23 protein-coding genes are annotated in these 20,988 nt (G+C 75.3%); 12 read left to right on the top strand and 11 right to left on the bottom strand.

What is annotated here, in order from left to right; genetic code table 11:
• Positions 1-75 precede the first annotated feature (75 nt).
• Positions 76-1,500, top strand: a complete 1,425-nt coding sequence (locus tag ACGF07_RS07440; RefSeq protein WP_392896248.1) for a phytoene desaturase family protein — start codon at positions 76-78, stop codon at positions 1,498-1,500.
• 7 nt (positions 1,501-1,507) lie between these two features.
• Here the strand turns inward: ACGF07_RS07440 and ACGF07_RS07435 are convergent, their stop codons facing one another.
• The 5 genes from ACGF07_RS07435 to ACGF07_RS07415 form a co-directional block, all read right to left on the bottom strand.
• Positions 1,508-3,154: a serine/threonine-protein kinase gene (locus ACGF07_RS07435; protein ID WP_392896245.1), complete on the bottom strand. Its 1,647-nt coding sequence runs from the start codon at positions 3,152-3,154 to the stop codon at positions 1,508-1,510.
• Between the two features lie 113 nt (positions 3,155-3,267).
• On the bottom strand, positions 3,268-3,561 hold the full coding sequence (locus ACGF07_RS07430) for a hypothetical protein (protein ID WP_392896243.1): 294 nt from the start codon (positions 3,559-3,561) through the stop codon (positions 3,268-3,270).
• Positions 3,562-3,699: 138 nt separating this feature from the next.
• A complete protein-coding gene (locus tag ACGF07_RS07425) occupies positions 3,700-4,542 on the bottom strand; it encodes a PIG-L family deacetylase (protein WP_392896241.1) in 843 nt (280 codons plus the stop codon).
• Positions 4,543-4,748: 206 nt separating this feature from the next.
• Positions 4,749-5,438, bottom strand: a complete 690-nt coding sequence (locus ACGF07_RS07420; protein WP_392896239.1) for a phosphonatase-like hydrolase — start codon at positions 5,436-5,438, stop codon at positions 4,749-4,751.
• Positions 5,439-5,442: 4 nt separating this feature from the next.
• Entirely contained in the window at positions 5,443-6,204 is a 762-nt protein-coding gene (locus ACGF07_RS07415) for a GntR family transcriptional regulator (RefSeq protein WP_392896237.1), read from the bottom strand.
• 162 nt (positions 6,205-6,366) lie between these two features.
• On the opposite strand from ACGF07_RS07415, the gene ACGF07_RS07410 reads away from it, so the two are divergent.
• From ACGF07_RS07410 to ACGF07_RS07400, 3 genes are all read left to right on the top strand, one after another.
• Positions 6,367-7,587, top strand: a complete 1,221-nt coding sequence (locus tag ACGF07_RS07410; RefSeq protein ID WP_392896235.1) for a TIGR03364 family FAD-dependent oxidoreductase — start codon at positions 6,367-6,369, stop codon at positions 7,585-7,587.
• A gap of 114 nt (positions 7,588-7,701) precedes the next feature.
• A complete protein-coding gene (locus ACGF07_RS07405; RefSeq protein WP_392896233.1) occupies positions 7,702-7,914 on the top strand; it encodes a cold-shock protein in 213 nt (70 codons plus the stop codon).
• Between the two features lie 114 nt (positions 7,915-8,028).
• Positions 8,029-8,820 carry an inositol monophosphatase family protein gene (locus tag ACGF07_RS07400; protein ID WP_392896231.1) on the top strand — a complete coding sequence of 264 codons (792 nt, stop codon included), beginning with the start codon at positions 8,029-8,031 and terminating at the stop codon, positions 8,818-8,820.
• A gap of 110 nt (positions 8,821-8,930) precedes the next feature.
• Here the strand turns inward: ACGF07_RS07400 and ACGF07_RS07395 are convergent, their stop codons facing one another.
• On the bottom strand, positions 8,931-9,689 hold the full coding sequence (locus ACGF07_RS07395; protein WP_392896229.1) for a maleylpyruvate isomerase family mycothiol-dependent enzyme: 759 nt from the start codon (positions 9,687-9,689) through the stop codon (positions 8,931-8,933).
• A 227-nt stretch (positions 9,690-9,916) separates the two neighbouring features.
• Here ACGF07_RS07395 and ACGF07_RS07390 point away from each other — a divergent pair, with 227 nt between their 5' ends.
• From ACGF07_RS07390 to ligD, 4 genes are all read left to right on the top strand, one after another.
• Positions 9,917-10,303: an STAS domain-containing protein gene (locus tag ACGF07_RS07390; protein WP_392896228.1), complete on the top strand. Its 387-nt coding sequence runs from the start codon at positions 9,917-9,919 to the stop codon at positions 10,301-10,303.
• Positions 10,304-10,535: 232 nt separating this feature from the next.
• A complete protein-coding gene (locus ACGF07_RS07385; RefSeq protein WP_392896227.1) occupies positions 10,536-10,949 on the top strand; it encodes an ATP-binding protein in 414 nt (137 codons plus the stop codon).
• 121 nt (positions 10,950-11,070) lie between these two features.
• A complete protein-coding gene (locus tag ACGF07_RS07380; RefSeq protein WP_392896225.1) occupies positions 11,071-11,667 on the top strand; it encodes a DNA polymerase ligase N-terminal domain-containing protein in 597 nt (198 codons plus the stop codon).
• 45 nt (positions 11,668-11,712) lie between these two features.
• The gene (gene ligD, locus ACGF07_RS07375; RefSeq protein ID WP_392896223.1) at positions 11,713-12,618 is read left to right on the top strand and encodes a non-homologous end-joining DNA ligase; all 906 of its coding nucleotides are present in this window, start codon (positions 11,713-11,715) and stop codon (positions 12,616-12,618) included.
• 94 nt (positions 12,619-12,712) lie between these two features.
• Here ligD and ACGF07_RS07370 read toward each other — a convergent pair whose 3' ends face one another.
• A complete protein-coding gene (locus ACGF07_RS07370; RefSeq protein WP_392896220.1) occupies positions 12,713-13,177 on the bottom strand; it encodes a hypothetical protein in 465 nt (154 codons plus the stop codon).
• A gap of 200 nt (positions 13,178-13,377) precedes the next feature.
• Here ACGF07_RS07370 and ACGF07_RS07365 point away from each other — a divergent pair, with 200 nt between their 5' ends.
• On the top strand, positions 13,378-13,857 hold the full coding sequence (locus ACGF07_RS07365) for an ATP-binding protein (protein WP_350735628.1): 480 nt from the start codon (positions 13,378-13,380) through the stop codon (positions 13,855-13,857).
• Positions 13,858-14,028: 171 nt separating this feature from the next.
• Here ACGF07_RS07365 and ACGF07_RS07360 read toward each other — a convergent pair whose 3' ends face one another.
• A complete protein-coding gene (locus ACGF07_RS07360; protein ID WP_350735625.1) occupies positions 14,029-14,967 on the bottom strand; it encodes a hypothetical protein in 939 nt (312 codons plus the stop codon).
• Between the two features lie 281 nt (positions 14,968-15,248).
• Between ACGF07_RS07360 and ACGF07_RS07355 the strand changes: the two genes are divergently transcribed.
• Together ACGF07_RS07355 and ACGF07_RS07350 are read left to right on the top strand one after the other, a co-directional pair.
• Positions 15,249-15,713, top strand: coding sequence for a hypothetical protein (locus ACGF07_RS07355; protein WP_392896218.1), 465 nt, complete (start codon positions 15,249-15,251; stop codon positions 15,711-15,713).
• Positions 15,714-15,891: 178 nt separating this feature from the next.
• Positions 15,892-17,499 carry a multicopper oxidase family protein gene (locus ACGF07_RS07350; protein ID WP_392896216.1) on the top strand — a complete coding sequence of 536 codons (1,608 nt, stop codon included), beginning with the start codon at positions 15,892-15,894 and terminating at the stop codon, positions 17,497-17,499.
• A 30-nt stretch (positions 17,500-17,529) separates the two neighbouring features.
• Here ACGF07_RS07350 and ACGF07_RS07345 read toward each other — a convergent pair whose 3' ends face one another.
• Entirely contained in the window at positions 17,530-18,543 is a 1,014-nt protein-coding gene (locus ACGF07_RS07345; protein WP_392896213.1) for a 2-dehydropantoate 2-reductase, read from the bottom strand.
• Between the two features lie 26 nt (positions 18,544-18,569).
• Positions 18,570-19,403, bottom strand: coding sequence for a class II aldolase/adducin family protein (locus tag ACGF07_RS07340; protein WP_392896211.1), 834 nt, complete (start codon positions 19,401-19,403; stop codon positions 18,570-18,572).
• A gap of 81 nt (positions 19,404-19,484) precedes the next feature.
• On the opposite strand from ACGF07_RS07340, the gene ACGF07_RS07335 reads away from it, so the two are divergent.
• Complete coding sequence (locus tag ACGF07_RS07335) at positions 19,485-20,102, top strand: TetR/AcrR family transcriptional regulator (RefSeq protein WP_392896208.1); 618 nt, start codon at positions 19,485-19,487, stop codon at positions 20,100-20,102.
• Positions 20,103-20,147: 45 nt separating this feature from the next.
• Here the strand turns inward: ACGF07_RS07335 and ACGF07_RS07330 are convergent, their stop codons facing one another.
• Entirely contained in the window at positions 20,148-20,966 is an 819-nt protein-coding gene (locus tag ACGF07_RS07330) for a methyltransferase domain-containing protein (RefSeq protein WP_392896207.1), read from the bottom strand.
• Positions 20,967-20,988 lie beyond the last annotated feature (22 nt).

Here is a 20,988-nt window from a genome sequence, read left to right as displayed (position 1 = left end):
CCGGCCCCGAGTCCGAGTCCGGGACCAGCGCCGCGGCCGCACCGGCCGTAGCGGGCGACCGCCCGGGAGGCAGGCGTGAGCGAGGCCGTCGTCGTCGGTTCCGGCCCCAACGGGCTGGCCGCCGCCGTCACCCTCGCCGAGCAGGGCCTGGCCGTCACGGTGCTGGAGGCGGCCGAACGGATCGGCGGCGGCGCCCGCAGCGGCGAGGCCACCCTGCCGGGCCTGCTGCACGACCACTGCTCGGCGGTGCACCCCTTCGCGATGGCCTCCGCCCTGCTGTGCTCCGCCGACCTCGCCCGGCACGGGCTGGAGTGGGCCTGGCCCGAGGTGGACCTGGCGCACCCGCTCGACGACGGGGGCGCGGCGGTGGCGGTGCGGTCGGTGGCGGAGACCGCCCGCGCGCTGGGGCCGGACGCGGCAGCCTGGCAGCGGGTGTTCGGCCGGCTGGGCGCGGACTTCGACGCCCTGGCCGGGGACGCCCTGCGCCCGCTGCTGCGGCTGCCCCGGCACCCGGTGACGCTGGGGAGGTTCGGACTGAGGGCCGTCCGGCCCGCCACCCTGCTCGCCCGCGGCTGGCGCACCGACCGGGCCCGGGCGCTGTTCGCCGGCGCGGCCGCCCACGCCTTCCAGCCGCTGGACCGACCGCTGACCTCGGCCGTCGGCCTGCTGCTGCTCGCGGCCGCCCACCACCGCGGCTGGCCGGTCGCCCGGGGCGGCTCCGGCCGGATCACCGCCGCCCTGGCGGCACGGCTGGCCGAACTCGGCGGACGCATCGAGACCGGGCGGCCGGTGCGCTCGCTGGCCGAGCTGCGGCCGTTCCGCGTCGTCCTGCTGGACCTCGCGCCCGGCGCGGCCGCGGACCTCTGCGGGCCGGAGCTGCCCGCCCGGGTCCACCGCGCCTACCGCCGCTGGCGGCACGGCCCGGCGGCGTTCCGGATGGATTTCGCCGTGGACGGCGGCGTCCCGTGGCGCCACCGGGACTGCCGCCGGGCCGGCACCCTCCACCTCGGCGGCACCCTGGAGGAGATCGCCCACGCCGAACGGGAGACGGCCTCGGGCCGGATGCCCGAGCGCCCCTTCGTCCTGGTGGCGCAGCAGTACCTCGCCGACCCCGGCCGATCGCGCGGCGACGTGCACCCCGTGTACGCCTACGCCCACGTGCCGCACGGCTACCGGGGGGACGCCTCGGAGGCGGTCCTCGCCCAGATCGAGCGGTTCGCGCCCGGCTTCCGGGAGCGGGTCCTCGCCACGGCCGTCACGTCGACCGGCCGACTGGCCCGGGAGAACGCCAACTACGTCGGCGGCGACATCTCCACGGGCGCCAACACGGCGCTGCAGACCGTGCTGCGCCCGCGCGCCGCCCTCGACCCGTACGCCACCGGGATCCCCGGCGTCTTCCTCTGCTCCGCGGCCACCCCGCCCGGCGCCGGGGTGCACGGGCTGTGCGGCGTCCTGGCCGCGCGTTCCGCGCTCCGGCAGGCGGGCGTCCGGCCGTCCTGAGCGGCGGTCAGGAGCCGCGCGGGTAGCTGCGCTTGGTGGTGCCCTTCGGATCCGTCTCGAGGTAGCCGGTGCCGTAGTCGTCGGCCAGGTAGACCTTGAGCGCGGGGGAGTCGTCGAACATGTCGGCGTCGACGAGCAGGTAGCGGGTGGTCGGCTGGGGGACGTTCAGGGTGGCCTGGGCGCGTTGGAGCAGGCCGGGCAGCGCGTCCCAGTCGTACTGCCCCAGGTCGACGGCCTTGCCGTCGCCGATCACCTCCCCGCCGGCCTCCTTGGTGACCTTCCCGGCGCGGATGGTGATCCGGTCGTAGAGCTTGGGGCCGGCCGAGGTCGGGACCTCGGCGATGGCGTACTCCGGGTAGACGGTCAGCTCGAAGACCTTGTTGCCGGGCGCGTAGGGCTGCAGGGCCGCGACGGTGCGGCGCACGCCCTCCGGGGTCAGCAGGTTCGCCGGGGCGGTCGAGGCCGCCGGGGGCGGTGCGGAGACGGCCGGGCCGGCGGAGGAGGGCGAGGACGCGCCGGACGGGTTCGCGGGCCCGCTGACGGCGGCTCCGGTGACGGCGGCCCCGGTCGCGGCGCTCGGGGCCTTGGCCCCTCCGGTGCCCGGGTCGCCGCCGGAGCGGCTCAGGTACAGCGCCCCGGCTCCGGCGAACACCACGGCGCCGGCCGCCACCGCGGCGATCGCGGCACGGCTGCGGCGGACGGCGGGTGCGGACGGCGGGACCGCGGTGGGGGACACCGGGAAGCCGGTGGGTATGCGGTCCTGCGGCGCCGGCCGGGCCGCGGGGGCGGGTGGCGTCAGCGGCAGTGTGCGGGGCCCGTACTCGGCCTCCGCCAGCGCCCGGTCGAGCTGCTCGGCGTCCGGGCGCAGTGCCGGGTCCTTGTCGAGCAGGGCGACCAGCAGCGGCCCGAGGCGCCCGGCCCGGACCGGGGGCGGCAGCGGCTCGTCGAGCACGGCGGCCAGGGTGGCCAGGGTGCTCGCCCGGCGCAGCGGGTGGCTGCCCTCGACGGCGACGTAGAGCATCATGCCGAGCGACCACAGGTCGGAGGAGGGGCCGCCCTCCTGACCGCGGATCCGCTCCGGGGCGATGTACCCGGGCGAGCCGATCAGCGCGCCCGTCGCGGTCAGGGCGGTCGCGTCCTGGACGGCCGCGATGCCGAAGTCGGCGAGCACCGGGGTGCCGTCGGGACGCAGCAGCACGTTCCCGGGCTTGACGTCCCGGTGCTGGATGCCGGCGGCGTGGGCGGCGCGCAGTGCGGACAGCACACCGCGCCCGAGCCGGGCCGCCTCCGGCACGCCGAGCGGTCCGTACGCCAACCGGTCGGCCAGGCTGCCGCCGCTGACCAGCTCCATCACCAGCCAGGGGTGGGGGTGCTCGGGGCTGTCCACGATGTGGTGGATGACCACGACGTTGGGGTGCTGGAGGCGGGCCAGCGCCCGGGCCTCGCGCAGCACCCGTTCGCGCAACTCCCGTTCGCCGTCCGGGTCGGCCGCGGCCATCGCCGGATCCGCCGGTCGGACCTCCTTGAGCACCACCTCGCGGTGCAGTGCGTTGTCCCGGGCCCGCCAGACCAGGCCCATGCCGCCGCCACCGAGCTGCTGGAGCAGCTCGAAGCGTCCGTCGACGAGGCGTCGTTCCGCCCCAGCTGTGTTCATGGCGGTCATCGTAGAAGGCTCCGGGGACGCCTCCGACCACGCGCGGCGCCGCCGCAAGGGCCTCCCGGGCCGGTCGTACACCGGCCGATCCCGTTCGCGGCGCGCCCGCCGGTTCAGTCCCGGGAGGCCGCCCAGGCGACGGCGACCAGGACCCCGAGCGCCAGCAGGACCACGCCGATGCCGAGGGCGGTCCAGCCGCCGCTGGTGAGGTTGTCCAACTGCTCCTGGTAGGTGGAGGAGTGGGGCTCGGGCATGCCGTCACCGAAGGAGCCGGTGACGCGCGGGTGGCAGACGTCCTCGGGCGACATGGGCCGGCCGTCGCACGTGGGCACCGCCGTGGTCAGCTTGTGGACGCCCATCACGACCAGGCCGGCGCCCGCGGCGAGGAGTACCAGCGCGATCAGCACGTCGAAGGCCCCCGTTCCCCCGGCCCGCCCGGCCCCGGCGGCCGGTGGGCGTACACCCGTTCCGACGCGGGACGCGTCCCCGCGGTTCCTCCCGCCCGGGTCGAGCGGGCGGGCGGAACCGCGGGGATCACGAGGGGCTCAGCGCAGGCCGGCGAAGAGGTCGTTCTCCGGGACGGGCGCGCCGGTGGTGTCCTGGACGCGCACGAAGGTCTCCACGCCCATCAGCTCGGTGAACCGCTCCTTGCCCATCCGCAGGAAGAAGATGTTCTCGCCCTGGCTGGCGTGCGCGGCCAGCGCGTCGTACTTCTGGCCGCCGAACGCGGTGGTGTCCACCCAGGTGGTGACCTCCTCGTCGGGGAGGCCGATCTCGGGCATCGCGTCGGACTGCGACGCGTCCCCGTCCTCCGGCGCCTCCCAGTCCGCGCCGAACTCGCGCATGACCTCCCCGAACCGCTGCATCGCCGAACGCGGCGCGGTCGTCCAGTAGACCTTCGGCGTCGTCCCGGTCATCGCCAGCGCCGCCATGGTGATGCGGTGGGCCTGGATGTGGTCGGGGTGGCCGTAGAAGCCGTTCTCGTCGTAGGTCACGACCACGTCGGGCCGGTAGTGCCGGATCAGTTCGGCGAGGCGGGCGGCACCCTCCTCGACGGGCGTCCGCCAGAAGGAGCCGGGTGCGTCGTTGGTCGCCCAGCCCATCATCCCGGAGTCGGCGTAGTCCAACATCTCCAGGTGGCCGACCTTGAGGACGTCGCAGCTGGCGCGGAGCTCCGCCCGGCGCAGCGCGGCGACGGCCGCCGGGTCGTGGCCGGGCTCGCCCGGCTTGACCCCGCCCGGCCCGTCGCCGCAGGCGCCGTCGGTACACGTGACGAGGACCGTACGGATGCCCTCGGCCGCGTAGCGGGCCAGCACACCCCCCGTGCCGGTGGCCTCGTCGTCGGGGTGGGCGTGGACTGCCATCAGCGTCAAGGGCTGGTCAACCATGGAAATCGTCCTCCGGTCCGAAAAGTGCTCGCCCCGAGTCTGCGGCACGCGGGACGGCGATCGCCAGCGATATCAGGGGTGTTCCGACCTTCCGTGGCGCGGGCACGACCGGCGTCCGAAGAGGCCGGACCTGCCCCGCCGTGCGGGCCGGCGCCGGGCGGCGGCCGGGGCGCCGCTCGGACCTCCTCCGGCGCCCCGGCCCGGGGTCAGCCGGCCGGCCGGACCTCGGGCAGCGAGGGGATGTCGGCGACGCTGTCCAGGACGTGGGTGTACGGGTGACCGTCGAAGTCGGCGCGGGTCAGCTCCCCGGTCAGCACGCCGACCACCACCCCGGCACCGGCGTTGGTGCCCGCCTCGACGTCGACCACGGTGTCGCCGGCGGCCAGGACCCGCCGGGTGTCGATGACCCCGGTCCTCTCCATCGCCCGGTGGATCATGTGGGGCGCCGGGCGCCCGCGCGGCACCTCGTCCGAGGTGACCACCGCGTCGAGGTTGCCGCCCTCACCGGCGGACCAGCCGAGCGACTCCAGCAGCGGGTACGCGACGTCGTCGCTGAATCCCGTGGTCAGGGCGACCTTGATGCCGCGTCGGCGCAGCTCGGCCAGCGTCTCCTCGACGCCGGCGATGGCCTGCGGGGGAGTGGTCCGGTAGGCCTCGCGGAGGAACTCCCGGAAGGCCGCGTAGCCCTCCTCGACGAGTTCCGGGGTCGGGGTGCCGCCGCCGAGGCGGACCAGGGCGGCGATGGCTTCGCGCTTGTCGGTGCCCATCCAGGTCTGGAGGTCGGCGTCCGCGACCGGCACCCCGGTGCGCTCGACGGCGGTGCGCAGGGCCCGGTAGACGGCCCCGCCCTCGTCGATGGTGGTGCCGGCCATGTCCAGGGCCACGAGCTCGATCACGGTGTCAGTCCTCTTCGGTGTGGTAACGGCCGATGACGGTCGGGCCGTTGATGGCGTTCTCGATGGTGAAGGTGGCCATGGCGGGCAGGTACCGGTCGTCCGCGTCCTCCAGCGGCACGCCCCGGCTCGACGCGGTGAGCCGCCGCACCCGCAGCAGGGGCGCGCCGACGGCGACCCGCAGCAGTTCGGCGTCGCCCGGCTCGGCGGCGACCGCGTCGATGGTGTGCCGGGCGTGGTGGAGGTCGACGTCGCGGCGCAGCAGTTCCTCGTAGACGGACCCGTGATCCGGATCGAAGTCGAACAGGATGCGACCGACGTCGTGGACGAAGGTGGAGCGCTCCAGCATGGCCGGTACGCCGTCCAGCAGTCGCAGCCGGACCAGTTCGACGACCGGTTCGCCCTCGGCGAGGCCGAGCCGGGCGGCCGCCTCCGGGCTCGCCCGGCGGCGGGCCACCTCGAGGGTGGTCTGTCCGGGCTCGCGGCCGATGGTGCGGGCCCACTGGGTGAAGGACAGGAAGGTGCCGAACGGCTGGGAGGGTGCCGCGCGGCGGGCGACCGGGGGCTTGCCGCGCCCGCCGACCAGGCTGCCCTCGCGGCGCAGCATGGCCAGGGCCTGGCGGACCGGGCCCCGGGAGGTGCCGAACTCGGCGCAGAGCTGCGACTCGCTGGGCACCGGCTCGCCCTCGGGCCACTCGCCGGCCGCGATGCGGCGCTGGAACTCGGCGCCGAGCCGTTGGTGGAGAGGAAGCTCGTCACTTGTCTTCACAAGTCGACTATGACACTCCTGGGCGGCACTTCTCAAGGCGGTCCGGTAGGAGAATCCGGGCGGTGAGCTGCATCGATACCCGAGCGGTCGCCGGGATGAACGCAGCATAACTTGTACATACAGCTATTGACATGGATGCCGACCAGCCGGAAACCTGGAGCCATGAGCAGCAGCACACCCACCACCGCCCGCGCCACCACCCGCACCCGCGCCGCCGGCACCCCCGGCCGCAGCGACGTGGTGATCGTCGGCGCCGGGATCATCGGCCTGGCCCACGCCTTCGAGGCGCTGAGCAACGGACTGTCCGTCACCGTCCTCGACCGCGACCGGCAGCCGGTCGGCGCCTCGGTCCGCAACTTCGGCCACTGCTGCATCAGCGCCCAGGACGGCGAGCTGCTCGCCCTCGCCCAGCGCTCCCGCCCCGGCTGGCTGCGCGCGGCCAAGGCCTCGGGCATCTGGGCCGAGGAGGCCGGCACCCTGGTGGTCGCCCGGTCGGCGACCGAGGCGGCCGTCCTGGAGGAACTGCGCGCCGAGCGCGGCGGCGACGCCGTCCGCCTGCGGACCGCCGCCGAGACGGCCGCCCTGCTCGGGCGCACGGACGGCGGGGCGCGGGGCGACGGCGGCAGCAGCGGGTCCGGCGGCCCGGTGGGCGGCGCGCTGCTGCCCGCCGACCTGCGGGTCAACCCGCGCGAAGCGGCGCCCGGCCTGGCCCGGTGGGTGGCGGAGCAGCCGCACGGCCGGATCCTCTGGGGCACCGCCGTCACCGGGGTGGAGCCCGGGACGGTCCACACCACCCGCGGGCCGGTCCACGGCGACCGGATCCTGATCTGCGTCGGCCACGACCTGGACTACCTGTTCCCCGACCTCGCCGAGGACCACGGCATCCAGCGCTGCCGCCTCACCATGGCGCGAGCTGCCGCCCCGGCCGCCTTCCGCACCCACGCCGCGGTGCTGACCGCCACCTCGATGCTCCGCTACGACGCCTTCACCGGCCGCCCGTCGGCCGCCCGGCTGCGGGAGGAGGTGCAGGGGCACAGCGCGGAGCTGCTGGAGATCGGCGCCAACGTGATGTTCACCAGGCTTCCGGACGGCACCGTGCTGGTCGGCGACTCGCACCACTACGACGCCACCACGCCGCCGTTCGTCGACGAGCGCACGGCCGAGCTGTTGATCGGAGCCGTCGCCGACGTGCTGGGCGTCCAGCGCCTGCGGATCCTCGAACGCTGGCAGGGCGTCTACGCCAGCAGCCCGCGCGGCCCGCTGCTGGTGCGCGACCTGGCGCCGGGGGTGCGGGCCCTCTCCGTCACCTCCGGCATCGGCATGACCCTCTCCTTCGGCCTCGCGGCGGCCACCTTCGACGGCACCCTGGCGCCGACCGCCTGAGCCGGCGTGCGCCGCGCCGACCGCCTGGACCCGGGCGCCGCCACGGTGCGTGCCGGATCGGACGCCCTGCGTGAGAGGATCTCCGGACCGGAGCCCGATCGTGGAGGAGAAGAGATGGCGGAGCGTCAGACGGGCACGGTCAAGTGGTTCAACGACGAGAAGGGCTACGGCTTCATCAGCCCGGATTCCGGCCCCGACCTGTTCGTGCACTTCCGCGCGATCGAAGGGAGCGGGTTCAAGTCCCTGGTGGAGGGTCAGAAGGTGAGCTTCGAGGCGGTCGAGGGCCCGAAGGGCATGGAGGCGGACAAGGTCCGGGTCGAACCGTAGCGGCGGCGCGGCCCGGCGTGCGGGAGGAGCGCTCCCACCCCGCCGGGTCCGTCCCCTTGCTGCGCGGCCGCCCCCGTGTCCAGCGGCGGGCCCGGCCTCGCTATCCTGCGAGTCATGATCAACTCGTATGAGGGGCATGACGATTCCGAGGTCGCGGTGGCCGCGGTCCGGGCCGGCGCGACCGTGGTGCGGGAGCTGTACGGCCGCCGGCTCGCCCGGATCGACAAGGGGGCCGGGGACTTCGCGACCACGGCCGACGTCGAGGCCGAGCAGGCGATCCTGGACGTCATCCGGGCCGCGCGGCCTGGTGACTCCGTGCTGGGGGAGGAGGGCGGGCAGCAGGGATCGGCGCGGGCCGAGCGCCGGTGGTTGGTGGATCCGCTGTGCGGCACGCTCAACTACGCCGTCGGCACCATGGCCGTGGCCGTCAACGTGGCGCTGCGCGGCGGTGCGGCGGCGGTGGCCGATCCGTTCGGCAACGAGGTGTTCTTCACCGACGGTGCCACCGCCTGGATCCGGAGCGACGGCGCGGACGCCCGGCTGGAGCCCACGGCCGCCAGTGGGCTCGTCGACGTCAACCTGGATCCGCCCTTCCCTCACGCCGGGACCTTCCGGGCGGTGGACCTGCTCGCGCACCCGGGGTTCGCGGCCCGGTTCCGCCCGCGGGTCCTCTCCACGACGCTCGCCCTGGCCTGGGTCGCGGCGGGCAGGCGCGCCGCGTACGTCACCGACGGCGGGGACCTCTCCGGGAGCGTGCACTTCGCCGCCGGCATCGCCCTGTGCCGGGCGGCCGGCTGCGTGGTCACCGGAATCGACGGCGGCCCGGTCGGCGGGCCGGGCGGCGGGCTCGTGGCGGCGGCCGACGGTGTGACCCACGACCAGCTGATGTCGCTGATCCGGGGGTGACGACCGGGCCCGGGGCCGTCCGGCGGCGCGGGGCCGCTCGGGCGAACGGCCCCGGGCCCAGGCCGTCGGCCGCCGCCACCGCCGTTGTCGGGTCGGCCGCGTCACCGCCGTCAGAAGGACGAGTGGGCGAACCAGTGGGCCAGCAGATCCTCGTCGCCGGACCGCTCGACGCGCTCCGAGGTGCGGTCGAGCCGCCCGTACAGCAGGAGCAGCAGGTCGGCGGCGGTGGCCCGGACGGTGGCGTCGGCGGTCGCGCCGACGCCGTCCGGGTCGAGGCCGAAGCCGTCGGCGCGCAGGCGCACCAGCCACTCGCCACCGCCGTCGACGGAGCTGAACCGGATGGCGCGGTCGTCGCCGCGCAGTTCGGCGGTGGCGGGCGCGAAGAAGGCGGCGAAGGGCAGGTTGGTCAGGAACTCGGCGACGCCGTCGGCCGCGAGCTCCGGTTCGACGGCGGGTTCGGCACCGAGCGCGAGCTCGGCGTCGACGCGGTGCACGAGCGTCTCGAACAGCATCCGGCGCACCCAGAACCGGGCGTGCTGGTCGGCGCCCCAGGCCCACATCGGGGCGTCGAGGTCGGTCCGGGCGAAGGTCGCGGCCGCCTCCTCGGCGGCCTGGGCCAGCCAGGACGGGTAGTCCTCGGGCCGCTCGGGCAGCCGCAGGTCCACGTCCCGGCTGCGCGGCGGTTCCTGGATCCGCTGCTGGAGCAGGACGGTGAACCAGCGCTGCACGCTTCCGGCGTGGCGGACGAGGTCGCCGAGGGTCCAGCCGGGGCAGCTGGGCACCGGGAGGGCGGCGTCGGCCTGCCGCACGGCGGCGACGAAGCGGGCGGTCTCGGCGGCGACGGCGGCGCCGTGGTCGAGCGGGGTCATGAACGTGGTCTCCGGGGTCCGGTCTCGCGGGGCTTCGGGGCGTCCTGCGCGCCGATGCTTCAGGTCATGAAATAACTGTCGGGGAGGCACGCTAGGCCTGAAAGGTTGAGCTTGTCAAGCATCTGCCCGGGTGCCGGTTTTCCGCGCGGCCCGGGTTTCGGATTCCGCCCAGCGGACAGCCGCGCCTCGGGGGCCGTCGCCACCGAGGTACCGCCAGGAGGAGCGTCGTGGCCCCGCAACCGCCCCGCCGGTGGTCCGCCGAGCAGGACTCCGCCCCCGAGGAGCCGCCGCGCCCGTTCACCGTGGACGCGACACCGTGGGCCGGCGGGACCGTCCTCGCCCTCCGCGGCGAACTCGACCTCGACTCGGTCGCGGACCTGCGGGCAGCCCTCGACCCCGCGCTGGAGACGCCCGGCACCGTGGTGGTGGTCGACTGCGCGGGCCTGGACTTCTGCGACTCCACCGGCCTCAACGCCCTCCTGCGCGCCCAGGCCCGTGCGGTGGCCGACGGCAGCCGGATCGACCTGGCCCGGCCGCGGCCGCTGGTCCTGCGGATGCTCGAACTCACCGGTGCCACCGAGGCCTTCCGGATCCGGGACGCCCCACCCGACTGACCGCCGTCGGTGGCCCGCTGACCGACCGCCACCTCCCGGCCGGGCCGGCGCCGGCCACGCGATCCGCCTGTCCGCCGTCGAGGCCCTCCGGCCGTCCACCGTGTCGGGACCGGCCGCCCGGGTAGGCGCGCCCCGGCGGGGCGGCGCCGGAGCGCCGAGGGCGGCGCGGAACCAGCAGGGCGGTGGCCGCCCGCGGCCACCGGCAGCGGAGGACCGAGGGAGGTGGACGGGCGTGACGGGGACACCGCTCCGCTGCGCACGACCGGCCCGAGCCCGTGCCCGGCGGCTGCCGCTCCGGGCGGCGCCCGGGATCGTCGCCGAGGCGCGCTCGGTCACCGCCGACTTCCTGGCCGGGGTACCGGACCCGCTGGTGATCGCCGACGCCGTCCTCCTGGTCTCCGAACTCGTCGGCAACGCCCTGCGCCACGCCGGAGAGCCCGGCGCGCTGCTCCTCGTCCGCGGCCCCGGCCGGATGCGGATCGAGGTCAGCGATTCCAGCCCGCGGCCCCCGCTGCCCCGGCCCCCGCACGGCCCGGACGAACGCGGTGGCCTGGGCCTCTACCTGCTCGACCGGCTCGCCCTGTGCTGGGGCTGGCGTCCGTGGGGGAGGGGCAAGACCGTCTGGTGCGAACTCGGGCTGCCGTAGGCCCCCGGGGCCCGCGCGAGCCGTGGCGCCGCGGCGCCCGTTTCGGCCGGGGGACCGGGGGCAGGCGACGACGGGGAGAGCGGGTCCGTCGCCCGAGCGACCCCGAGGAGTCGGAGGAGACATGAAGGACACCCTCGCCGAGTACCACCGGCGCCGGGACTTCGCCCGGACCGCCGAGCCCGAGGGCGGCCGGACAACGCCCTCCGAGGGCCGTCCGTCCTTCGTCGTGCAACTCCACGACGCGACGGCGATGCACTTCGACTTCCGGCTGGAGGTCGACGGCGTACTCAAGTCCTGGGCCGTCCCCAAGGGCCCGTCCCGCAACCCGCACGACAAGCGGCTCGCCATGCCCACCGAGGACCACCCGCTGGAGTACCGCGACTTCGAGGGCGTCATCGCCGACGGCGGCTACGGCGCCGGCACGGTGATCGTCTGGGACGAGGGCACGTACCGCAACCTGTCCACCGACCGCGCCGGGCGCGACCTCCCGCTCGCCGACGCCCTGGAGCGCGGCCATGCCTCGTTCCACCTGTACGGACACAAACTGCACGGCGGCTACTCACTGACCCGGATCCGGCACGGCGCCGGGGAGCGGGAGGCCTGGCTGCTGGTCAAGCACGCCGGATCCGGCGCCGCCGCCGACGGCACGACCGATCCGGCCCGGGCGCGCTCGGTGAGGACCGGGCACACCCTCCGGCAGACCCGCGATGCCGCCTGAGCCCCCTCGCCGGCGGACCGCCGGCCCGGAGACGAGGAGTCCGCGATGACCACCAGGCAGCTGCGCGCCGGCGGTCGGACCGTCGAACTCCACCGCGCGGACAAGGTGCTGTTCCCCGCGGACGGCATCACCAAGGCCCAACTGGCCGACCACTACCGGGCGGTGGCCCGTCGGATGCTGCCGCAGCTGCGCGGCCGGCCGCTGATGCTGGAGCGCCACCCCGACGGCATCGACGCCCCGGCCTTCATGCAGAAGGACGTCCCCGGCTACTTCCCCGCCTGGGTGCACCGGGCCGAACTGCCCAAGGCGGACGGCACGGTGACGTACCCGGTCTGCGACGACACCGCCACCCTGCTCTACCTCGCCGACCAGGCCTGCATCACCCCGCACCGGTTCCTCTCCCGCGCCGACCGGCCGGACCACCCGGACCGGCTGGTCTTCGACCTCGACCCGGCCGGCGAGGAGTTCACCCCGGTCCGGGAGGCGGCACTGCTGCTGCGCGAACTCCTGGACGAACTGGGGCTGCCGTCCGCCGTCATGACCACCGGATCACGCGGCCTGCACGTGCTGGTTCCGCTGGACCGCCGCGCCGACTTCGACGAGGTCCGCTCCTTCGCCCGCGAGGTGGCCGGCCTCCTGGTCGCCCGCCACCCCGACCGGCTCACCACCGAGGCGAGGAAACGCGCCCGGGCCGGCCGGCTCTACCTGGACCTCCAGCGCAACGCCTACGCCCAGACCGCGGTCGCCCCCTACGCCGTACGGGCCCTGCCGGGCGCCCCGGTGGCCGCCCCGGTCAGCTGGGACGACGTGGCGGACCCGGACCTCACCCCGCAGCGCTGGACGCTCGCCACCGTCGACCGACTGCTCGAGGCCGATCCGTGGCGGGACGCCCCGAGCCGGGGCCGCTCGCTGCACCCCGCCCGCCGCCGACTCGCCGCCCTCCGGGGGTGACCGGGTGACGGCCCGCGGCCGCTCGGTGGGCCCGGCCCGACGCCGCCCGCGCGGGCCCGGCCGTCGAGCACCCGAGCCCCTGCCGCCCGCGTGGCTACCCGGGTGGGCGTCCGGCGGGCCCGAGCCGCAGTCGCACCACCAGCTGCGGCCCCTCCTGCCGGCGCCCCTCCTCCTGCGCCGAGCAGCAGCCGGTGAGGGTGCGCAGCATCACCTCGACGTCCTCCGGGGCGCCGAGCAACTCCGCGGTGACCCCGCCCGCCGGCCCGGCCCCTCGCCCGGGCGGGGTGCCGTGGTGGACGTCGAACGCCTGCGAGGCGCTCACCGCGGGGCCCGGACCGGGGCCGGGCGAGGCACCGCCGAGCCGGGGCTCGGCCACCGTCCAGGTGCTCTCGGAGGTCAGCGTGGGCGGGTCCTCCCACACGTTCCCGATCCGGGTCAGCCCGCGGCCGGTGTGCGTCGGGAAGAGGGCCTCCAGCAGGTCCAGGACGGCATCCGCCGCCCCGGGCTCGCCGTCCTCCAGCCGCACGAGCACATGGCCGACGGAAAGCGGCAAGCCCATCGCGTCCTCCGCAGTCGCTCCAACCCGTTCCGAGACCAGGTACGCACGGTGGACGGGACGCCGCATCCCCGGGCGGCCGCGCCGGGTACGACGCTCCGCCCCGCCGTCCGGGAACCGAACGGGGTCCGGATCGGGCGAATGGGCGAATCGCGGCCGGGTACCCGAGGCGTGAACGACCCGCTCCGGTTCTGGAGGCCGAGATGTCCAGACCTCCTCCGCTGGCCCTGATGGCCGCGCCCGCGGATGCGGCGGTGGGATTCGCCGTGCGGCTGGGACGAGGACCCGGGCAGATCGCCACCGCGCGAGTCGTCACCCGCCGTGCCCTGGAGGTCACCGGTCACGCCGGCGACCCGGAGTTCCTGGACGACGTCCTGCTGATCGTCTCCGAACTCGTCACCAACGCGCTCCGGCACACCGGGGAGCGGCCCCTGCTCGTCCTCCGCGCCCAGGACGGACGGGTCCGGGTGGACGTCCGCGACGGCGATCCCCGGCTCCCGGTCCGTCGCCTGCCGGAGCCCGGCGAGCCGGGAGGCCGCGGGCTGCGGCTGGTCTCCGCCCTCGCCGACCGCTACGGGGCGCACCCGCTGCCCGACGGCGGCAAGACGGTGTGGGCCGTGGTGGGCCACCGGCGGCCCGAGCGGCGGGCACGCCGCCCGCAGGCCCTGGACCGGGAGCCGTGACCGGAAACCGTGAGCCGTGAACCGCATCGTCGCGGGGCGGGGGCCGGGCCCTTCACTCCGTCAGTCCTCCGCGCCGGTCGCCCCGGGAGCTCGGGCCGCCCGGCCCTCCTCCTTCCGGTGCCCCGGCCGGGAAGCGCGGGCCCCCGCGGGCCCGCGCTCCGGTCCGACCCGTCAGCCGTGGGTCACGCACTTGTTGGCGCTGTTCGACCACAGGCCCTGGAGGTCGAAGGTGCCGGTGCTGAGGGTGACGTAGGCGTCGAGGTTCTGGCACTCGTCGCCGATCTCTCCGCCGCCGCCGTTCCAGCCGATGCTGGGCCAGAAGTCGGTGACGGTCTCGGCGTACTCGTGGGTCTCGGTGGACTCGATGCCGGAGAGCAGCCGCCCGTCCGTGAAGGTGGTGCAGGCGCCGGCGCCGGTGTCGGGGATGTACGGCAGGTTGGTGTACGCGAGTGTGCCGTAGGCGCTGCTGGTCTTGTCGTGCCAGGCGCAGAAGCCGCTGTTGGGGAAGCCGTCCGGGTGGGTGCCGGTCGCGGAGACCACGACGTACTGGGCGTTGAGGTTGGGCGCCTGGGTGGTGTTGCCGAAGTGGGCGGCGGCCTTGCCGGCCTCGGCGGCGATCTGGGCGCTGGTCGCGCTCCCGGGAGCGGCGGTGGCGTTGTCGAACCAGACGCCGGCCAGCGGGGAGGAGGTCGGGTGCTGGACGTGGACGCCCGAGGTGCCGCAGTTGGTGGTGCCCTTGGCGACGCCCTCGCAGTACTGGTCGAGGATGGTGCCCCAGGTGTCCTGGCTGCCGTAGAGGCCGTTGAACATCTTCTGCATGTCGGGGGCGACTCCGGCCGGGTCGGAGGACCACTGGGAGCCCCAGAAGACCAGGTAGACCTTCGGGGTCGGGGAGACCACGCCCTGGGAGGCGCTGGAACGGACCGAGAGGGTGTTGCTCGTGGTCGCGGCGGGCCGCTGGGCGGAGCCGGGGTGGAGCGGCTTGAGCCCGGAGTGGGCGGGCGCCGGGGCGGGTTGCGCCGAGGCTCCGGTGGCCAGCGTGGTGGTGCCGAAAGCGGCCAGGGCCAGCGCGGTGAGGGTGTGGGCGGCGGCCTTGAACGGCTTGCGCATGCGTCTGCTCCCGAGTGTGAGGGTGTGGGAGGTTCAATCCGTGGGGGTGCGCCCGGGCGTGGTGCGTCCGGGCGCGGTGGATCCGTGCGGGGTGGATCCGTGCGTTGGTGGAGCGCCGACACCACACCAGCCGGCCGGTCGGTCGGTCCAGACGTGCGGACGCGGTGGAGCGAAGCCTTTGCCGTGCTCATACCAAGTCCTTGACGGAGACTCGGCCGTCACGCGGCCGGCGCTAGCATGCGCAGCGAAACGTTCCGGCCACGGCGAACGGGGGGCAACTGATGGCGGGTCAAGGACAGGAGCCGGGCAGATCCGGCGGGAACGAGGCGGCCGCGCGCGGCCCGCAGGACGAGCAGCATGCCGAGCGGCCTGGCGAGCCCCGGTACGCCACGGGGCTGAGAGCCGGCCTGGAACTGGTGGGGTGGATCGGCCTGCCGATCGCGCTCTGGCCGCACTCCGTGCTGCTGGCGATCGCCGTGGACGTCCTGCTGATCGGCGTCCCGGCCGTTCTGCAGACGCCGGGCGACAAGCCGGGCACGGTCGTCGCGGTGCCCGGCTGGGTCACCGTCCTCATGGTGCTCGCCGAACTCGCGGGCGCCGTCACCGCCGCCTGGCTGCTGCTCCCGGCCTGGGCGGCGGTGCTGGTCAGCCTCCTCGCCGTCACCTGCTGCGGCACCGAACTACCGCGCTGGCGCCGCCTCCTGGGGGTCCGGTCCGGCGGCGCCAGACCGTCGGCCGGTCGGTGACGGCCTCTGCGGCGCCGCCGCGGCGAGCGATCGTCACCTCCCCTGGGGGCGCCAGCAGAGGCGTCGGCCCTGACCGGGTCCATCTGACGGGCCGTCCCCGGGCCGACCGGTGGCCGACGGGTGGCCGTGCGGTGTGCCTTCCGGAGGCCTGTGACAATCTGATCTAGATTGCCCGGCCATGAGCGAAAATGTCGGAATCAGTCGTCGATCGGTGCTCAAGGCGATCCCCACGGCCGTCCTCCTGGCCGCGCCCCACCGGATCCCCGAGCACTGGCGCGCGGTGGCGGCGGCGCGGTTCCCGCAGCCCGTCACCGTCCGGGCCCCGCGGTCGGTCTCCGACCCCGCGCCCCAGGTGGTCGAGCAGACGCTCGACGTCCGGTTCACCGACCTCACGATCCCGGGCTACGGGCCGGCCACCACGCGCACCTACAACGGCGCGATCCCGGGGCCGACCCTGCGGGTGCGCGGCGGGGACACGCTGCGCCTGACCCACGTCAACGGGCTGCCCCCGAACGAGCCCCACAGCGGCGGCCACAACCAGCCGCACCGCTTCAACAGCGTCAACCTGCACACCCACGGCCTGCACGTCTCCCCGTCCGGGGACGCCGACAACGTCCAGCGCGAGTTCGCCCCGCGCACCGCCGACGAGGTCGACGCCGGCGCCCCGGAACCGCAGTACCAGACCGTCATCGACATCCCGGCGGACCACCCGGCCGGCACCTACTGGTACCACCCCCACCTGCACGGCGCCACGTCCGTCCAGGTCGTCGGCGGCCTCGCCGGGGTGCTGATCGTCGAGGGCGACATCGACGACGTGCCCGAGATCAAGGCCGCCGCCGACCTCGTCGTCTGCGTCAACGAACTCAGGCTCCAGGACGGCAGGGTCCCCGACTTCACCTCCGGCGGAGCGCTCGCCGCCGTCCCGGCCACCCTCACCGTCAACGGCGAGGTCAACCCCACCCTGACGCTGCGCCCGGGGGAGGTGCAGCGCTGGCGGCTGGTGGCCGCGACCGCGTTCACCGCTCTACCGCTGCGGCTCACCGGCGACGCAGGGAACCTCGCCTTCCACCAGATCGCCCAGGACGGCGTGACCTTCCCGGCCACCGTCGCCACCGACACGGTGAGCCTGGCCATGGGTAACCGCGCCGACGTCCTGGTCCGGGGCGACGGACCAGGACGGTACGAGCTGCGGGCCGACGGCGTGCCCGGACCCCTGATGACGGTCGAGGTGGCGGGAGAGCCCGTCGACCCGCCGATGGCGCTGCCCACCGAGCTGCCGCCCGGCAAGCCGTTCCTCGACGAGGACGACATCACCAACCCGCACGCGGACCGCGAGGTGGTCTTCCACACCGATCCGGGCGTCTTCCCCGAGCCCTTCCCCAACGCCTTCCGCGTCCTGGGGACCCACGCCACCCCCGCCGCCGACCCCGACGGCGACCCGGCCCGGGACCCGGCCCACGGCCTGTTCGACCCCGACTACGTCAACCACACCCTGCCGCTCGGCACCGTCGAACGGTGGACCGTGCGCACCGACGACTCCCGAGCGGGCTTCAACCACCCGTTCCACCTGCACACCAACCACGTCCTGGTCACCCACCGCAACGGCCAGCGGCTCGACCCGCCGGTCTGGCACGACACCGTCGGCCTGGCCGGCGGCAGGCCCGGGGACCAGGTCACCTTCCTGGTCAGGTACGAGGACTTCACCGGTAGCACCGTCGCCCACTGCCACCAGCTGCAGCACGAGGACCTCGGCATGATGCAGACCGTCGAGTACGTCGCCCCGTAGCGGTCGCGTACGCCGTAGCCCCGGCGGGCGTCACCCCCCGAGCTCGGCGAGCAGCTCCCGGCCCGACCAGCTCCGCGCGGCGCCCGGACCGGCCCGCTCGGCCTCGCGGACCAGCGCGGCCAGGCGGGCGTTGGCCGGCGCCGCCAGCCCGTGCCGCCGGGCCAGCGCGATGACCTCGCCCTGGAGCGCGTCGATCTCGGTCGGTCGGCCGCGCCGCAGGTCCTCCCACATGGACGAGCGGGCCCGCGCATCGATCCGCAGGCCGGCGGCGGCCAGCCGGCGGAACAGCGCGTCGGGCAGCCCGAGCACCACCGGCGTCCAGCGCGGTGGCACCGGTCCGACCCGGGCCGGCACGATGCCCGCCGCGCGGAAGGCGGCGAGGGCCTCCCGCTGGCACCGGGCCAGGCACGCCCGGTACGCCCGGGTGCCGAGCTGTTCGCGCAGCGGGAGCCCGGACAGGGCGTTGACCGCGTTGTTGAGGTTCATCAGCAGCTTCGCCGCCTGGACGGACGGCATGTCCGGGTGCAGCGTCAGGTCGAGGCCGCCGGCCCGGGCCGCCGCCGCGAACGGACGGGCCGCCGGGTCGTCCTCGACCGTCAGCGCACCGCCGCTGCCCTGGTGCACGGCGGCCGGCCCGCTGCGCACCACGTTGTACGGCACCATCCCGGCGAGCACCGGGCGGCCGGGGAGTTCGGCGCGCAGCATCCCGGGGTTGCGCAGGCCGTTCTGGAAGCTGATCACCACCGCGTGCGGCGCGAGGTGGCCGGCCAGTTCCCGGGCGGCCGCCGCGGTGTCGGCGGACTTCACGGTCACCAGCACGAAGTCCGCCCGCGCGGCGGCGCTCGCGCCGGTCGCCGTGGCGAGCCCCCGGACGTGTCGGCGCGCCTCGCCGGGGCCGGTGAGCGTCAGCCCGTTCCGCTCGATCTCCGCCATGGGGGCCGGTCGGCCGATCAGGGTGACGTCCGCGGCGGCGGCCAGCATGCCCCCGAGGTGGCAGCCGATGCTGCCGGCGCCGAAGACCGCGATCCGCGGTTCCTGGTCCATTCCGGGTGTCCTCGGTCCTCGGCCGGTCAGTCCGCCAGGTCCGGGTCGCTCGCGCCGATCTGTTCGAACAGCGGTTGCGCCTGGAACCAGCCGGCCAGGTTGCTGCCGATCTGGCCACGGGTGATCAGTGCGGTCTCGCGGTCGATCGGCTTCGGGGTGCCGGCCGCCATCGCGAGCAGTTGGGCCTGGCACGAGCGCTCCATGGTGACGAACCACCAGACGGCCTCGGCGACCGACTGGCCGACCGTCAGCAGGCCGTGGTTCTGGAGGATCACCGCCTTGTGCGGGCCGAGCGCCCCGGCGATCCGCTTGCCCTCGTCGACCTCGTTGACGACGCCCCGGTAGTCGCTGTACAGCGCATGGTCCTCGAAGAAGGCGCAGGCGTCCTGGGTCAGCGGGTCCAGCAGGATGCCGAGGCTGGAGAAGGCCTTGCCGTGCAGCGAGTGGGCGTGGGCGGCGGCGATCGCGTCCGGTCGCGCGGCGTGCACCTGGGAGTGGATCACGAACGCGGCCCGGTTCACCGGCCGGCTGCCGTGCAGCAGGGTGCCCTCGTGGTCGACGAGGATCAGGTCGGAGGCCCTGATCATGCCGAACGGCATGCCGAAGGGGTTGACCCAGAAGCGGTCGGGGTGCTCCGGGTCGCGGACGGTGATGTGGCCGGCCACCCCCTCGGAGAAGCCGAAGCGGCCGAACAACCGGAAGCCGGCGGCCAGTTGCTCCTTGCGGTAGCGGCGCTCCTGCTCGACGGAGTCGAAGGTCGGCGGGAGTGGGAAGGTGACGCCGGGCGGGAGCGGTCCGACGGCGGCGGCGAGCGAGGCGGGCAGCGGGGTGCCGGCCCCCGAGGCGGTGGGAGTGCTCATGGCCCCAGAAGATACAATGATGAATCCGATACGCCAATGCATCCGATCGGCCTTCTTCTCGAGCGAACGGGGACACCACCGATGCCCAAGGGCGAGACCAAACGGCGGCCGCGCACCCGGGCGGCCCTGCTCCAGGCGGCCCTGGAGACCTTCGCCGAGTCCGGTTTCCACGCCGCGACCATCGAGCAGATCTGCGAACGGGCGGGCTACACCCGGGGCGCCTTCTACTCCAACTTCAGCAGCAAGGAGGAGCTCTTCCTCGCGCTCTTCGACGCCCACAGCGAGCGGATCGTCCAGCGGATGACCGCGCTGGTCGACTCGATCGCCAGCGAGGACCTCACCCTGCGGGCCCTCGTCGACGTCCTCTGCGAGGTCGAACCGGCCGAACGCGAGTGGTACCTCGTCACCACCGAGTTCACCCTGCACGCCATCCGCGACCCCCAGGCCGCCTGGGTGCTCGCCCAGCACGACGCCCGGCTGCGGGCCCAACTCGCCCGCGCCCTCACCGAGCACCTGGCCCGGGCCGGCCGCACCCTCACCGTGGAGGCCGACGAACTCGCCCGGCTGCTCATCGCCATCCGCGAGGGAGGCCTCGCCCAGAGCTACGTCGAACCCGACGAACTCCCCCCGGGTCGGCTCGAACAGCGCTTCCTGGAACCGCTCTTGACGGCCCTCACCGCCGACTCCCGGACGGCCTGACGCGCTCCGGGCAGTGCCGCGCCGCGCGGACGGCCCCCCGGGCGGTCAGGCGGGGCGGTGGGCGACCACGGCGAACATCGTCACCGACAGGTGGAAGGCGCCCCGTTCGGCGGCGGCGGTGAGGCCGGCGTGCAGCCGGTCGCGCTGCTCTTCGGAGATCAGGCCCTTGCCCAGGGCGGCGGCCGCCAGGCCCCGCACGATGGGCAGGCTGACCGTACGGGGATCGTGCAGCAGGACGTCGGCGCCGGCGTGGTCGACGCTCAGGCCCGCTCCGGTCAGCCACTCCGCGAGGCGGCGCCCGGCGTCCGGCGTGGCCGCGGCGCTCCGGGTGACGGCGGCCAGCGCGGATCGCACCGCCGGCTCGGCCGGGTGGAGCACGAAGGTGGCCCAGTCCGTGTCGAGCAGGGCGACCCGGCCGCCCGGCCGCAGCACCCGGGCGATCTCGGCGACGGCCCGGTCCGGTTCGGTCAGGTGCTGGAGGACCCGCTCGCACCACACCGCGTCCACCTCGGCGTCGGGCAGCGGCAGGGCGAGCGCGTCGCCGTCGAGGAAGACGGCCCGGCTGCCGGCCTCGGCGGCGCGCCGTTCGGCGACGGCGCGCAGGCCGGGGTGGGGCTCCAGGCCGGTCGCCGTGCCCTCCGGGCCGACGGCCTCGGCGAGCACCACGGTCTCCGAGCCGGTGCCGGCGCCGACGTCCAGCGCCCGGTCACCGGGGCGTACGGCCAGGCTCGCGTGGGCCCACTCGCGCAGTCGGCGCACGCCCGGGTTGGCGGCCTGGACGTCCAGCGCGGCGGTCAGCCGGTCGGTGACGGCCGGGTCGGCGTTGGCGGCGTGGAAGCCCGAGGTGGGGCGCTGGTCCGTCATGGCGCCACTATAGGCGGGTCGG

This window comes from Kitasatospora sp. NPDC048194 (assembly GCF_043202455.1).
Taxonomy (GTDB): domain Bacteria; phylum Actinomycetota; class Actinomycetes; order Streptomycetales; family Streptomycetaceae; genus Kitasatospora.
The sequence above is the reverse complement of the archived record's forward strand: the minus strand, read 5'-3'. Positions and strand labels throughout refer to the sequence as shown.